This is a genomic window from Piscinibacterium candidicorallinum (assembly GCF_047549485.1).
GTDB lineage: Bacteria > Pseudomonadota > Gammaproteobacteria > Burkholderiales > Burkholderiaceae_C > Piscinibacterium > Piscinibacterium candidicorallinum.
In genome coordinates, this window is the sequence record NZ_CP180191.1 from 888,394 (window position 1) to 901,896 (window position 13,503).

A 13,503-nucleotide genomic window follows, 5' to 3' on the forward strand; every position below is an offset into this window, starting at 1 on the left:
ATGGCTTGCCGCGTGAAGCGTCGGTGTGCGCTCAGGCGTGACCCTGCACACGGCTGGTACCGGAGCGCGCGGCGCTGTTTCTCTCCCAATGCGGATGAACGCAGCGGCGCCTATCCAGTGGATCTTCTCGTGGTCCACAACATCTCTCTGCCGCCCGGACGCTTCGGCGGCGGCGCGGTGCAAGCGCTGTTTACAAATCGGCTCGACCCTTCGGCGCACCCATTCTTCGGCCAGATTGCAGAACTGCGCGTCTCCGCGCACTTTTTCGTTCGACGGAGCGGCCGCATCGTTCAGTTTGTGGACATCCATCGGCGCGCCTGGCACGCAGGCGTGTCCCAGCTGATCACGGCGACAAACGTTCGGGAACGCTGTAACGACTTCTCGGTGGGGATCGAGTTCGAAGGTACGGACGACCGCGCCTTCACGCGCGCCCAGTATGCGGCCGGCGCACGCCTGTCGCGCTGGCTCGCGCGGCGCCTGCCTCTGGCGCATGTGCGCGGGCACTCGGAGATTGCGCCCGGGCGCAAGACCGACCCAGGCCCCCACTTCGATTGGCCGCGTTTCCTGCGCCGCTCGGGCTTACCCTCGGATGCCCGGTCAACGCAAGCTGTCGACAGCTGAAATCCACTTATCCGCATCGGTCGTTGCGGGGCGAAGAGCAAGTGTTGATGCGGCTTTCGCGCCGGTTTCACGCGGCAAGCCGCACCAAATCTCGATCGTTCTCAGCGGGTCGTTCAAACACTACACTTAGTTGCCTGGAGTGCTTGTGCCACTACGGATAGTGCTCTATAACTTGTCGGAGGCCATGCCCGACGTCGTACAATGCAGTTTGTGTCGAGTTGGAGCAAGGCCCGATTCGAAGGGGTGGAAGCCATGGTTGTAGTGATTCGGCAATCCGACGATCTGGCGCTGCGCGATGTGCAGTGCAATCAGCGGATGCAGCAAGAAATGCCCGCACACCTGCAACAGGCTCAACCGCTCCTCCGAACTCGACCATCCAGTTGATCCCGCGCCAGTCGCGGTCATGAATGCAATTGTTCCGCATCATGTCACGCGCTGCCTGATGGGCCGGTAAGCCGGATCATCCTTCCCAAGAAGCAAGATCTGAACATCAGGGTCTCGTGAAGACCCGGGGTGATTTTTTCCCTCCGGGCTTTGTGGGGCCGACATCTATTCGCAAGAAAAGACTGAGGAGAAGCAATGAGTCTGCAGACCACCGAAGCCCGCTCGGGCGCAAACCCCGCCCTGCTGGGTGGCGTGGCGGCCAGTGAAATGGGCGCTGCCGCACCCGGTCAGGCGTTTGCCGACTACAAGATCATCCGTCGCAACGGCGCAGTCGTGCCGTTTGAGCCGGCGAAGATCGCCGTGGCCATGACCAAGGCCTTTTTGGCTGTCAACGGTGGTCAGGGCGCAGCCTCGGCCCGCGTGCGTGAACAGGTCGAAATGCTGACCAACATGGTGGTCAATGCGCTGATCCGTCGCCAACCCGCGGGCGGCACCTTCCATATCGAAGATGTGCAGGATCAGGTGGAGCTTTCCCTGATGCGTGCTGGCGAGCACAACGTGGCTCGCGCCTACGTGCTCTATCGCGAGGAGCGTTCGCGAGCCCGAGCGGCCCAGCAGGATGCCGAGCGCGAGGAGTTGCGTGCCCGCATGCACGTCAATGTGGATGGTCGCTCCGTGCCGCTGGACGAAGCCGCGCTGCGTGCGCTTGTGGTCTCGGCCTGTGAGGGTCTCGGTAACCAGGTGAGCGCCGACCTGATCATTGAGCAGACCTTCCGCGATCTGTACGACGGCATGCCGATCGATGAGGTGTTCAAGGCCGCGATCCTTGCGGCGCGTGCCCTGATCGAGAAGGATCCGGACTACACCCGCGTTACCGCGCGCCTGCTGCTGCACACGATCCGCAAGGAAGTGCTCGGCGAGGAAGCCATTCAGGCCCAGATGGGCGAGAAGTACGCAGAGTACTTCCCGCGTTTCATCAAGATCGGTGTGGACAACGAGCTGCTCAACGAAGAGCTGCTGCGCTTCGACCTGAAGCGGCTGGGCGCAGCCATCAAGCCTGAGCGCGACATGCAGTTCACCTACCTGGGCCTTCAGACGCTGTATGACCGCTATTTCCTGCACGTAAAGAAGCGCCGCATCGAACTGCCGCAGGCCTTCTTCATGCGCGTGGCCATGGGTTTGGCGCTGCAGGAGGTGGACCGTGAGGCCCGCGCCATCGAGTTCTACGAGCTGCTCTCCAGCTTCGACTTCATGAGCTCGACGCCGACCCTGTTCAACTCCGGTACCCTGCGCAGCCAGCTCTCGTCCTGCTACCTCACCACAGTGGCCGATGACCTCGACGGCATCTACGAAGCCATCAAGGAAAACGCGCTGCTTGCCAAGTATGCCGGCGGCCTGGGCAACGACTGGACGCCGGTCCGCGCAATGGGCTCCTGGATCAAGGGCACCAATGGCCAGAGCCAGGGTGTGGTGCCTTTCCTGAAGGTGGTCAATGACACCGCCGTGGCCGTGAACCAGGGCGGCAAGCGCAAGGGCGCGGTCTGCACCTATCTGGAAAGCTGGCACCTGGACATCGAGGAGTTCCTCGAGCTGCGCAAGAACACGGGCGATGACCGTCGCCGTACGCACGACATGAACACGGCGAACTGGATTCCCGACCTGTTCATGAAGCGCGTCATGGAAGGCAAGGACTGGACCCTGTTCAGCCCGAGCGACTGCCCTGACCTGCATGACAAGTTCGGTTCCGACTTTGAAGCCGCGTATACCCGCTACGAAGCCGATGCCGATTCCGGTCGCCTAAAGCTCTTCAAGCGGATTCCGGCTGTACAGCTGTGGCGCAAGATGCTGGCCATGCTGTTCGAAACCGGCCACCCTTGGATCACGTTCAAGGACCCGTGCAACCTGCGCAGCCCGCAGCAGCATGTCGGCGTGGTGCACAGCTCCAACCTCTGCACGGAAATCACCCTGAATACGAGCGATTCCGAGATCGCCGTGTGCAACCTGGGTTCGGTGAACCTGGTGAACCACATGGTTCCGGACGGCAAGGGCGGTCTCGTGCTGGATCAGGACAAGGTGCGCAAGACGGTCAGTACCGCCATGCGCATGCTCGACAACGTCATCGACATCAACTATTACTCGGTGGCCAAGGCGCGCAATTCCAACTTGAAGCATCGCCCCGTCGGCATGGGCATCATGGGCTTCCAGGACTGCCTGCACATGATGCGCGTGCCTTACGCGTCCCAGGCGGCTGTGGAGTTTGCTGACACGTCCATGGAAGCGGTCTGCTATTACGCCTATTGGGCTTCGACTGAGCTGGCCGAGGAGCGCGGCCGCTACTCCAGCTTCAAGGGCTCGCTCTGGGATCGTGGGATCCTTCCGCAGGACACCCTCAAGCTCCTGGCCGAGCAACGCGGCGGCTATGTCGAGATCGACATGTCCAGCACGATGGACTGGGAGTCGCTGCGCAATCGCATCAAGCAGCACGGTATGCGCAACTCGAACTGCGTGGCCATCGCGCCCACTGCAACCATCTCCAACATCATTGGTGTGTCGGCTTGCATCGAGCCCGCGTATCAGAACCTGTACGTGCAGTCGAACCTCTCTGGCGAGTTCACCGAGCTGAACGAGTACATGGTCCGTGATCTCAAGGAACGCGGGCTGTGGGACGAGGTCATGGTCGCCGACCTGAAGTATTTCGATGGCTCATTGGCCCGTATTGATCGGGTACCGCCTGAAGTGCGCAAGCTCTATGCGACCGCATTCGAAGTGGATACTTCGTGGATCATCGAAGCGGCTGCACGCCGCCAGAAATGGATCGATCAGGCGCAGAGTCTGAACATCTACATGGCTGGCGCCTCGGGCAAGAAGCTTGATGAAACCTACAAGCTGGCGTGGCTGCGCGGTTTGAAGACCACCTACTACCTGCGCACGCTCGCGGCGACCAGTGCCGAGAAGTCCACGGGGCGCGGTGGAGAACTCAATGCAGTGTCCTCGCAGAGCGATGCGGCACCTGCAATGGGCGCGGCGCCGGTGTTACCCGAGCCGGAGATCGTCGGCCAGGTCTGCACAATGCGTCCGGGCGATCCAGGTTTCGAAGAGTGCGAAGCCTGTCAGTGAGTTTTGGTGCAAGCGCGTGCCTGATCCACCCGGCGCGCTCATGTTTCTTAAATTGAGTTGAAGTTTCAGCAGGAGCCAGAATGCTTTCCTGGGATGATGAAGTCAGTACGCCCTCGCCGGCATTGCAGCCCGTGCGTCCCGCCACTCCGATGCCATCTGCGCCGACCAGGCTCGCGACCGCAGATCAGTCGGCCATGCCTCCGCGCCAACCGCAGGCGGTACCTGCCGCTGCCAGTTCCGTCGTCGCAACGAGCACGACGCGCGTGAAGGCCGTGGACAAGCGTGTCATCAACGGCCAGACGGACGTCAATCAGCTCGTGCCCTTCAAGTACAAGTGGGCTTGGGAAAAGTATCTCGCCGGCTGCGCGAACCACTGGATGCCGCAAGAGATCAACATGCAGCGCGACATCGAACTCTGGAAGAACCCGAACGGGTTGACGGAGGACGAACGCCGCATCATCAAGCGCAACCTGGGTTTCTTCGTTACGGCAGACTCGCTGGCTGCCAACAACATCACGCTGGGTACCTATCGCCACATCACGGCGCCCGAGTGTCGGCAGTTCCTGCTGCGTCAAGCCTTCGAGGAAGCAATCCACACGCACGCGTACCAGTACATCGTGGAGAGTCTTGGACTGGACGAGTCCGAGATCTTCAACGCGTACCACGAGGTGTCCTCGATCCGTGACAAGGATGAGTTTCTGGTTCCGTTCATCGACCAGATCATGGACCCGAACTTTCGCACCGGTACGCCTGAAAACGACCGCAAGCTGCTGGAGAGCCTGATCGTCTTTGCCTGCCTCATGGAAGGTCTGTTCTTCTATGTCGGCTTCGTACAGATCCTCGCGCTGGGTCGTCAGAACAAGATGACCGGAGCGGCCGAGCAGTACATGTACATCCTGCGAGATGAGTCAATGCACTGCAATTTCGGCATCGACCTCATCAACCAGATCAAGCTCGAGAACCCGCACCTCTGGACGCCGGAGTTCCGCGAGCGTATCAAGGAGCTCTTCATCAAGGCCGTGGATCTTGAATACCGCTACGCAGAGGACACGATGCCTCGCGGTGTGCTGGGTCTGAATGCGCCGATGTTCAAGGAGTATCTGCGCTTCGTCGCCAATCGTCGTGCAGTGCAGATCGGTCTCGAGGCACTCTTCCCGCAGGCCACGAATCCGTTTCCTTGGATGAGTGAAGTGATCGACTTGAAGAAGCAGCGTAACTTTTTTGAGACGAGAGTTATTGAGTATCAGACCGGTGGCGCGCTAAACTGGGAGTAAGTTGATTGTCAAGAGGACAGCAAGCGTTGAACCAACGCAGCAACACCCGCAAGAGCCAAACGCAGAGCCATTCTTCGGCGGGTGATGTGTCCTCTGAATTTTTTCTGATCCAGAAAATGCCGGGCATGGGCTCGGCATTTTTTTTGGTCTTTCGGTAAGGCGAAAGTCCCACGTCGCGATCGACGACTCTCGCTTTCTCGAAGGGCCTGGTGCGGGATTCATCAGCCACAGGCAGCAGTCCGCCTGTGCCGATGAATCACTCGATGCCAATACGCGTTTGCGGCATCGGGTGCTTTTTTGAAGCATGCTCATTCACGTGAAGGAGAGCACCATGGCAACTGCCAAGAAACCCGCGGCCAAGAAGGCCGCCCCGGCGAAGAAGCCGGCTGCCAAGAAGGCCGCTCCGGCCAAGAAGGCTGCTGCTAAGAAGCCGGCTGCCAAGAAGGCCGCTCCGGCCAAGAAGGCTGCTGCTAAGAAGCCCGCAGCGAAGAAGGTTGCAGCAAAGAAGGCCGCTCCGGCCAAGAAGGCTGCCGCCAAGAAGCCTGCAGCGAAGAAGGCTGCACCGGCCAAGAAGGCTGCCGCCAAGAAGCCCGCAGCCAAGAAGGCTCCTGCGAAGAAGGCTGCAAAGCCTGCTGCCAAGAAGCCGGCCGCCAAGCCCGCTGCGAAGCCTGCCGCGAAGCCCGCAGCAGCAAAAAAAGCGCCTAAGCCAGCAGCCAAGAAAGTGGAGTCGAAGCCCGCGGCCGCGGCTCCAGCTGCTGCGCCGGTGACTGCCGCCGCGCCTGGTGCCAAGGCTCCGCTGAACCCAGCGGCAGCATGGCCCTTCCCGACGGGTTCCCGTCCGTAAGTCGAGCTTCTCGACCTACTTAGGAATCTGAAGGGCAACCCCGAGGTGTCGCAAGACCCTCGGGGTTTTTCATTGCAGAGCGTGTCTGAGCGAGCTGGCGCTGACGTGCTTGGCGCCTGATACAACGCGACCCGGGGCTGCGACCCGCGGCGCGGAATCGCCTCTGATGCGTCGCAGACCTCCAGCAGGCAGAACTATCCGCGCACGACGCGCGTGACGCCACCTGATTGCATGACGCGTACGGTATCCCCGGCCTTCAGCCCTTGGCCGTCGTCCTCCTGCACGATGGCGCGCAGGTCGCCATTCGGATAGCGAAGAAGAATCTCCACGCCCTTGCGCCGATTACCTGCACCTTCAACCGCTTGACCGATCACGCCGCCGGCGACCGCGCCCAGCACGGCACCTGCGATGTTTTCGCGGCGACCGCCGATCGAGGAACCGGCGATGCCGCCGACAATGGCGCCGGCACCGGTACCCAAGCCCGTCTGCTGCCGCTCGATGCTGACCTCACGGACGCTTTCGACCACTGCCATGCGAACTGTGTATTCGCGCTGAGTCTGGTTGGCCGAGTACACCGATGCCGAGTTGGAGCTCGTGGCGCAGCCGCTCGCCAGGAGGGCCGCTGCCAGCAGACTGACAGCGACGAGCTTGCGGTTGATGCGCGGCTTCGCGCGCGCGAGATTCGATTGGACAGTCATGACGCCTCCTTCAGCGGGCGTAGGGACCAGAGCATGCTCGGCTCAGGTCACGGGGTAGTGCGTTGCAATCAGCGCACGAACTTCATCCCAGCTCGTGCGATAGTTCTGGCCACCTGGATGCGCAATCTTCAGGGCGCCCATCACGGCACCGATCTGCACGCTTTCCTCCAGGCTCATGCCTTGGATCAGCCCAAAGAGCAGGCCTCCGCGGAATGCGTCGCCGCAGCCCGTTGGATCCACAACGTCCGATGCGCGCATCGCGTGTACCGATCTGACCTTGCCGTTCTGGATCAGTTCAACACCGTGCTCGCCCCGCGTGACGATTACGGCTCGCAGGTTCAGGGAGAGCTCGGCCAAAGGTTTGCCGGTCTTCTCGGCGACCAACTGCCCCTCGTAGTCATTCACTGCAAGCCAATCCGCCATGCTGACGAGGTCCAGCAACTCTGGCCCGGAGAAGATGGGCAGCGCCTGGCCCGGATCGAAGATGAACGGAATGCCGGCGTCGCGCATCTGGCGCGCGTGGACCAGCATGCCGTCCTTGCCATCCGGCGCAATGATGCCGATCTTTACCGCACCCGCCGCGCTGACGGACGCCAGATGCGACTGCATCATGGCACCTGGATGAAAGGCCGTGATCTGGTTGTTGCCGTCATCCGTCGTGATGAATGCCTGCGCGGTGTAGGTCTCAGGCACCACACGAATGGCCTCCGTGCTGATGCCGAGACCGCGTAGCCGTTCCAGATACACAGGACTGTCGTTGCCGACCGCCGCGACGATCCGCGGATCACCTCCCAGCTGCTTCAGCGCATAGGCGATGTTGCCGGCACAACCGCCGAACTCCCGCTTCATCGCCGGGACCAGAAAGGAGACGTTCAGAATGTGCACCTTGTCCGGCAGGATGTGATCGCCAAAGCGACCATCAAATTCCATGATCGTGTCGAAGGCGACGGAACCGCAGATGCATGCGCTCATTTCAAGTGGGTCTCTGACAGGTGGAAGGGATGGATTCGTGCTGCAGCGGTGCTTCAGGGGTAGAACACCGCGGCGGTGTAGCCGAGCAGCTCCAGCGAGGACTCCAGCCCAAACCGAGCCGAAACCTCGGCGCCGGGCGCCAAGCCATCGCGCACAACGGGTGCCGGCAGCCACTGTTCGGGCGCCAGAACCTTGCGAGCAAGCAGGCCGTCGCTCTTGTTGGTAAAGCTGATCTCAAGATAGGGCGCTGCCGTGGTGACGCTGCCTGTATTGCGCAGCACCGTGCTGACGCGGTAGTGGCCGTTGCGGTCGAGGGCTTCGAGCTGGATGGATTCCAGTGAGAGGGCGCGAGCGTGGCGTGGCAAGGTCACGCTGCAACCCAGCCACTCGCACGCAGCCGACAGCGCGGGCTTCGCAGCCGGCTGCAGCTGGGCGATCTCGTCGCGCATGGCGTAGGCCAGTTGCGCACCCAGAGCGACCAATGCGAGCGCGCTCCCGGCCGCTGCAGCGCGCCGCCAGCGCCGCGCGCGCCGCTCGGCGGCCTGTTCGCGTGCCAGAAATGCGGCGGCCAGATCCTGCGTATCGATGGCGCTGAGCAGCACGGGTGCTGCGGGTTCAGCAGTCTGTGCGACCCCACCGCCAGCGGCGGGAGCCGGGTCCGGGTGCACGGCAGCAGCGCTACTGGCAGCCACACTGATCTCGGTGGCCTCGACGGGAGTATCGGCAGCCCGCTGCATTTCGCGCAGAGCCTTGGCACGGGCCATGCGCTGCTCGCGCCGGGCGAGGCGCGCGGCATCGACCTCGGTGGCTCGGCTTCCGGTCTGGGCATCGGCTGCTGTCGCTTCCGCACTCTGCTGAGGCGCAGCGACCGCCGCCACTTGCATATCGGCTTGCGGATCGACCCGTGTCGCTGCACCGCGCTGCTCGGCAAACGCGGCGATTGACGGGCGCTCCAGGCTGTTCGCCGGGGTCGCAGCATCAGTTACACGCTCGGCGGCGGCGGGTGGCGGCTCTGCCACGGTCGTTGCAGGCTGCGGCGTTTCGGTGCTTGGCAGCGCGGGACGAGGCGTACGCGCTGCGTCCAGCCGCTGCGCCCGGCGGCGCAGTGCGATCGCGTCTTCTGCCACAAATGACAGCGACAGATTCGCGTTGAACACATGCTGGCAAGCACCGCAGCGCACCATGCCGCCACGCAGCTTGAGCTGGTCAGGGACGACGCGGAACAGGGTGTGACACTGCGGGCAGGTGGCTGCCAGGCTCATTGCGAACAGGGGCCGCGAAAGACGAAACCGGGATTATCGCCGTTGCCGACATCCGCACCCCGAGTGGCGCGGGTCGAATTCATTCAGCCGCGAACCTGCCCGGTCATGCAGACCCAGCCGTCCTGTTCGCGCCATACGGAGAGATCAATCCAGGGTCGGTAGACCTCGGCGATCTCTTCGGCCTGCCGCGCAAGAATGCCCGCCAGTACGAGATGCCCCGTTGTGCGCTGGGCCAGCATGCTGGCCAACAGGCGCAGGGGGTTGGCGAGGATGTTGGCCACGACGATCTGCGCGCGATCCGTGATGAGCTCAGGCAGACCGAAGCGGATCTGCGGGCAGTGATTGGCCAGCGCATTGTCGATACTCGACTGCACCGCCTGCGGGTCAATGTCGGTGCCTTCGATCCGGCCGGCGCCCAGCTTGGCGGCGGCGATGGCGAGAATGCCCGAGCCGCAGCCATAGTCCAGCACGCTCACGCTAGGCAGAGCAGGTACGTGCTCGGCGAGCCACTGCAGACACATGCGAGTCGTCGGATGGCTACCCGTGCCAAAGGCCAGGCCGGGGTCCAGTTCGATCACAACGGCTCCGGAGGGCAGCTTGGGCAGGGTGTTCTCGCGGTGCCAAGAAGGCACGATCCACAGCGTGGGCGTGACTTCGATGGGCTCGAACTGCGACTGAGTCTGTCGCACCCAGTCGCGGTCTTCGACATCCCGGATCTCGTACTGCATCCCTTCAACAAGATGGAGCGCGTTCCGGACGTGATTGCTGTTGGTGTCGAAGGTGGCCGTGATGCGGCAACGCGGCCAGTAGCGGGGCTCACCGTCGTCGGCCGAACCCGGCTCGCCGAAGATCGGCGTCTCTTCGTCCGTTCCGGCGCCGGCATCCTCGAGCAGAAGCGCGCACGCGCCCGCTTCGCTGAAGGCCTCGTACAGCGCATCTGCCTCACGGCCTGGCAGAACGACGATCAGTTCCTGCAGCATGGGGGCTACTTGTTCGTCGGGCGCTGGGCGATGCGCTTTTCCAGATAGTGGATGCTGGTGCCGCCAGCGATGAACTGCGTGTCGGTCATCAGCTCCCGGTGCAGCGGGATGTTGGTCAGGATACCTTCGACCGCCATCTCGGACAGGGCGATCCGCATCCGCGCGATGGCCTGCTCGCGCGTGTCACCATAGGTGATGAGCTTGCCGACCATGGAGTCGTAGTGCGGCGGCACGGTGTAGCCGCTGAAGGCATGGCTATCCACGCGCACGCCAGGACCGCCCGGTGGATGCCAGGTGGTGATCTTGCCGGGGCTGGGCGTGAACTTGAACGGGTCTTCCGCATTGATGCGGCACTCGATCGCGTGGCCCTTGAGTTCGATGTCGCGCTGGCGCAGGCGCAGCTTCTCGCCGGCAGCGATGCGGATTTGCTCCTGGACGATATCGACTCCGGTGATCAGCTCCGTGACCGGGTGTTCCACCTGGACACGCGTGTTCATCTCGATGAAGTAGAACTCGCCTTCCTCATAGAGAAACTCGAAGGTGCCTGCGCCACGGTAGTTGATCTTGCGGCAGGCTTCTGCGCAGCGGTCGCCGATCTTGTCGATCAGGCGGCGGTTGATGCCCGGCGCCGGTGCTTCTTCCAGCACCTTCTGGTGGCGGCGCTGCATGGAGCAGTCACGCTCGCCCAGCCAGATCGCGTTCTTGAACTGATCGGCCAGCACCTGGATCTCGATGTGCCGAGGGTTCTCCAGGAATTTCTCCATGTAGACCGTCGGGTTATTGAAGGCGGCCTGGGCTTCGGCGCGAGTCGTATTGACTGCATTCACGAGTGCTGCTTCGGTATGCACCACGCGCATGCCGCGGCCACCGCCGCCGCCGGCGGCCTTGATGATCACCGGGTAGCCGATCGATCGAGCGATGCGCACGATCTCCTTGGGGTCGTCGGGCAGGGCGCCTTCGGAGCCGGGTACGGTGGGCACACCGGCCTTCTTCATGGCGTCCTTGGCGCTGACCTTGTCGCCCATGGTGCGGATGTTTTCCGCACGCGGGCCGATGAACACGAATCCGCTCTTTTCAACGCGCTCGCAGAAGTCCGCGTTCTCAGACAGGAAGCCGTAGCCCGGGTGGATGGCCTCGGCATCGGTCACTTCGGCGGCCGAGATGATGGCCGCCATGTTGAGGTAGCTCTCACGCGAAGGCGCCGGGCCGATGCAGACGGACTCGTCGGCCAGGCGCACATACTTGGCGTCGGTGTCCGCCTCGGAGTGCACGACCACGGTGCGGATGCCCATCTCGCGGCAGGCACGCTGGATGCGCAGGGCGATTTCGCCGCGGTTGGCGATCAGGACTTTTTCAAACATGCGGGTGCGGGCTCGTTGTCAGCGGGCCGCCGCCGCAGGTGCGGACGCGCGGCCGCCACGGCTAGAGTCAGCCGATGATGAACAGGGGTTGGCCGTATTCGACCGGCTGGCCGTTCTCGACCAGGATCTTCTTGATCACGCCGTCTGCGCCGGCTTCGATCTCATTGAGCAGCTTCATGGCCTCGATGATGCAGACGGTCTGCCCGGAGGTGACGCTGTCGCCCACTTCCACAAAGGCGGGCTTGCCCGGGCCGGAGGCGCGGTAGAAGGTGCCCACCATGGGCGACTTGACCACATGCCCTTCGGGCTGCGCGTCTGCGGCGGGCGCGGCCGCCGGCGCGGCGGGTGCAGCGACCGGCGCGGCCACGGGGAGTGCGGCCACTTGCGGCGCTGCGGCCATCACGACCGGCGCGGCTACGCCGGTCTGGCCCTTGACGATCCGCACCTTGCCGTCGCCTTCAGTCACTTCCAGTTCGGTGATGCCCGATTCGGCGACGAGATCGATCAGGGTCTTGAGTTTTCTCAGGTCCATGGGGTCAGGTAGGGGTGGGGAATCGGTTCGACGTGCCCGGCTCGGCTCGTCCGTTTGGCAGTGGTGCTGCAGGCGGGCCGAAAAGCCACGCCCGGCGGCACAGGCCAGCACTCTAGAAGGTGTGTGATTTATGCACGTTCAGCGAGCTTGCAATAGAGATGCCGGTAGTTCGATGAATTTCCAAGCTTCGAACGACCGGCGATACCGCAGTTTAGGCGAAGTCCTCGAAATTCCAAGTCGGCCCCGAATCAGTGCGCAGTTATGACCTCCGAAGCGCGTGGTGCACAGCCAGATTCGGTCAGCGCCCAGCGAGGGCTGTTTTGAGCCAACCGCGCAGCTCATCTTCGTGCAAACGCCCTAATTTGGTATTCAAAACCTGGCCATTCGGGCCCAAAAGCACCGTGTAGGGCAGGGCGCCTTTCTGGTTGCCAAACGCTTTGCCGAGTTCGCTGCCCCCAAAACCTGCAGCAACGAGTGGGTAGGACACAGTCACTTTTTGCCGGAATTCGCGGATGTTGGACGGCGAATCAATGCCAATGCCGACAAATCGAACACCCGCTGCGGCCTTGTCCTTGGCGACGCGCTCAAACTCCGGCATCTCCTCCACGCAAGGCGCGCACCAGGTGGCCCAGAAGTTCACAACCGTCAACTTGCCCTTGAACTGATTCAGATCTACGGCCTGCCCGTCTGCATCCTTGAACTGAGCGGCGTAGAAGCTCTGCGCAGCCGCCGGCACGGGTTCGGTGGGGGCCAGACGCCACCAGGAGAGGCCAGCGCCCACTGCCAGTGCGGTCAGGCCAACGGCGATCGGAATCAGCTTTTTCATGTGCTTTGCGAGAAAGGGAGGGGGTCAGGTCAGCAGTGCACGCACGGCGCGGGCGTCGCCGCGCAGCGCACGCCCGTCTGCGGATTTGGCGCGGCTGTGCCGCAGGCGTTCCGGGTAAAGGGTCAGGATGACCGGAATGTCCTCGTCGTGGACGACGAGCGTGCTGGTGGCGTCGTCGTGTCGTGCGCCGGGTTCAGTGACTTCGTAGGGCAAGTCCCGGTTGAGGAGTTCGATCTCGAGCATCTTGTCGTCGTCTGTGAACAGGGCCAGATGCACCACGGAGTGCTCGTTGGCGGTGCCTTTCCAGACCGCGCCGGTCAGGCAGGGGTTCCAGGTGGCGAGCCGATCCATCCAGGTGAGCGCCAGCTCACGCAGGCGCCTCAGTTCGGCCTGGCGCTCGGCTTCGGCCTGCGGGTCGTCTTCGGCCAGTTCTGCGTACCAGTCCTGCAGGGCCTGCTCGATCTGGTCGTTGTCCGGCCAGTCCACCCGGTCGCCCGCCAGCCCCATCTGCTTGACGGCCTTCTTCTTGGCCGCCTGGTAGTCCAGGCCCTCTTCGGCGATCAGCCGGGCGGCGGTGGCCGCAATGGCCTGCTGCAGGGTCTCGGTCATGGGCTGCATCATAGTGAGCGGGG

The 13,503-nt window shown here is 63.0% G+C and carries 13 protein-coding genes; 4 read left to right on the forward strand and 9 right to left on the reverse strand.

The features are described from left to right. The gene (gene ampD, locus ACMDW7_RS04035; RefSeq protein ID WP_377305350.1) at positions 1-621 is read left to right on the forward strand and encodes a 1,6-anhydro-N-acetylmuramyl-L-alanine amidase AmpD; all 621 of its coding nucleotides are present in this window, start codon (positions 1-3) and stop codon (positions 619-621) included. Between the two features lie 165 nt (positions 622-786). Here ampD and ACMDW7_RS04040 read toward each other — a convergent pair whose 3' ends face one another. Then, positions 787-1,026, reverse strand: coding sequence for a hypothetical protein (locus ACMDW7_RS04040; RefSeq protein WP_377305348.1), 240 nt, complete (start codon positions 1,024-1,026; stop codon positions 787-789). 246 nt (positions 1,027-1,272) lie between these two features. On the opposite strand from ACMDW7_RS04040, the gene ACMDW7_RS04045 reads away from it, so the two are divergent. The 3 genes from ACMDW7_RS04045 (at position 1,273) to ACMDW7_RS04055 (ending at position 6,240) form a co-directional block, all read left to right on the forward strand. Continuing rightward, entirely contained in the window at positions 1,273-4,122 is a 2,850-nt protein-coding gene (locus tag ACMDW7_RS04045) for a ribonucleoside-diphosphate reductase subunit alpha (protein WP_377306141.1), read from the forward strand. Between the two features lie 80 nt (positions 4,123-4,202). Next, positions 4,203-5,396 carry a ribonucleotide-diphosphate reductase subunit beta gene (locus ACMDW7_RS04050; RefSeq protein WP_377305346.1) on the forward strand — a complete coding sequence of 398 codons (1,194 nt, stop codon included), beginning with the start codon at positions 4,203-4,205 and terminating at the stop codon, positions 5,394-5,396. 331 nt (positions 5,397-5,727) lie between these two features. Next, positions 5,728-6,240, forward strand: coding sequence for a histone H1-like DNA-binding protein (locus ACMDW7_RS04055; protein ID WP_054125757.1), 513 nt, complete (start codon positions 5,728-5,730; stop codon positions 6,238-6,240). 194 nt (positions 6,241-6,434) lie between these two features. Here ACMDW7_RS04055 and ACMDW7_RS04060 read toward each other — a convergent pair whose 3' ends face one another. The 8 genes from ACMDW7_RS04060 to ACMDW7_RS04095 form a co-directional block, all read right to left on the reverse strand. Then, complete coding sequence (locus ACMDW7_RS04060; protein ID WP_377305344.1) at positions 6,435-6,938, reverse strand: glycine zipper 2TM domain-containing protein; 504 nt, start codon at positions 6,936-6,938, stop codon at positions 6,435-6,437. Between the two features lie 42 nt (positions 6,939-6,980). Then, positions 6,981-7,910 (reverse strand): carbohydrate kinase family protein, encoded by a 930-nt coding sequence (locus tag ACMDW7_RS04065; protein WP_377305342.1) that lies wholly within the window; start codon positions 7,908-7,910, stop codon positions 6,981-6,983. 53 nt (positions 7,911-7,963) lie between these two features. Next, entirely contained in the window at positions 7,964-9,172 is a 1,209-nt protein-coding gene (locus ACMDW7_RS04070; protein WP_377305340.1) for a DUF3426 domain-containing protein, read from the reverse strand. 83 nt (positions 9,173-9,255) lie between these two features. Next, positions 9,256-10,149 carry a 50S ribosomal protein L11 methyltransferase gene (gene prmA / locus ACMDW7_RS04075; RefSeq protein ID WP_377306140.1) on the reverse strand — a complete coding sequence of 298 codons (894 nt, stop codon included), beginning with the start codon at positions 10,147-10,149 and terminating at the stop codon, positions 9,256-9,258. An 8-nt stretch (positions 10,150-10,157) separates the two neighbouring features. Further along, positions 10,158-11,513 carry an acetyl-CoA carboxylase biotin carboxylase subunit gene (gene accC, locus ACMDW7_RS04080; protein WP_054125730.1) on the reverse strand — a complete coding sequence of 452 codons (1,356 nt, stop codon included), beginning with the start codon at positions 11,511-11,513 and terminating at the stop codon, positions 10,158-10,160. A 67-nt stretch (positions 11,514-11,580) separates the two neighbouring features. Further along, entirely contained in the window at positions 11,581-12,045 is a 465-nt protein-coding gene (accB, locus tag ACMDW7_RS04085; protein WP_377305338.1) for an acetyl-CoA carboxylase biotin carboxyl carrier protein, read from the reverse strand. 298 nt (positions 12,046-12,343) lie between these two features. Then, the gene (locus ACMDW7_RS04090; protein WP_377305336.1) at positions 12,344-12,871 is read right to left on the reverse strand and encodes a redoxin family protein; all 528 of its coding nucleotides are present in this window, start codon (positions 12,869-12,871) and stop codon (positions 12,344-12,346) included. Positions 12,872-12,895: 24 nt separating this feature from the next. Further along, positions 12,896-13,480, reverse strand: a complete 585-nt coding sequence (locus ACMDW7_RS04095) for a hypothetical protein (RefSeq protein WP_377305334.1) — start codon at positions 13,478-13,480, stop codon at positions 12,896-12,898. Positions 13,481-13,503: the final 23 nt, after the last annotated feature.

Bases quoted from the DNA above. Each gene is read 5' to 3' on its own strand.
- ampD (WP_377305350.1), top strand. From the start codon at position 1: ATGGCTTGCCGCGTGAAGCGTCGGTGTGCGCTCAGGCGTGACCCTGCA.
- ACMDW7_RS04040 (WP_377305348.1), bottom strand. From the start codon at position 1,026: ATGACCGCGACTGGCGCGGGATCAACTGGATGGTCGAGTTCGGAGGAG.
- ACMDW7_RS04045 (WP_377306141.1), top strand. From the start codon at position 1,273: ATGGGCGCTGCCGCACCCGGTCAGGCGTTTGCCGACTACAAGATCATC.
- ACMDW7_RS04050 (WP_377305346.1), top strand. From the start codon at position 4,203: ATGCTTTCCTGGGATGATGAAGTCAGTACGCCCTCGCCGGCATTGCAG.
- ACMDW7_RS04055 (WP_054125757.1), top strand. From the start codon at position 5,728: ATGGCAACTGCCAAGAAACCCGCGGCCAAGAAGGCCGCCCCGGCGAAG.
- ACMDW7_RS04060 (WP_377305344.1), bottom strand. From the start codon at position 6,938: ATGACTGTCCAATCGAATCTCGCGCGCGCGAAGCCGCGCATCAACCGC.
- ACMDW7_RS04065 (WP_377305342.1), bottom strand. From the start codon at position 7,910: ATGAGCGCATGCATCTGCGGTTCCGTCGCCTTCGACACGATCATGGAA.
- ACMDW7_RS04070 (WP_377305340.1), bottom strand. From the start codon at position 9,172: ATGAGCCTGGCAGCCACCTGCCCGCAGTGTCACACCCTGTTCCGCGTC.
- accC (WP_054125730.1), bottom strand. From the start codon at position 11,513: ATGTTTGAAAAAGTCCTGATCGCCAACCGCGGCGAAATCGCCCTGCGC.
- accB (WP_377305338.1), bottom strand. From the start codon at position 12,045: ATGGACCTGAGAAAACTCAAGACCCTGATCGATCTCGTCGCCGAATCG.
- ACMDW7_RS04090 (WP_377305336.1), bottom strand. From the start codon at position 12,871: ATGAAAAAGCTGATTCCGATCGCCGTTGGCCTGACCGCACTGGCAGTG.
- ACMDW7_RS04095 (WP_377305334.1), bottom strand. From the start codon at position 13,480: ATGACCGAGACCCTGCAGCAGGCCATTGCGGCCACCGCCGCCCGGCTG.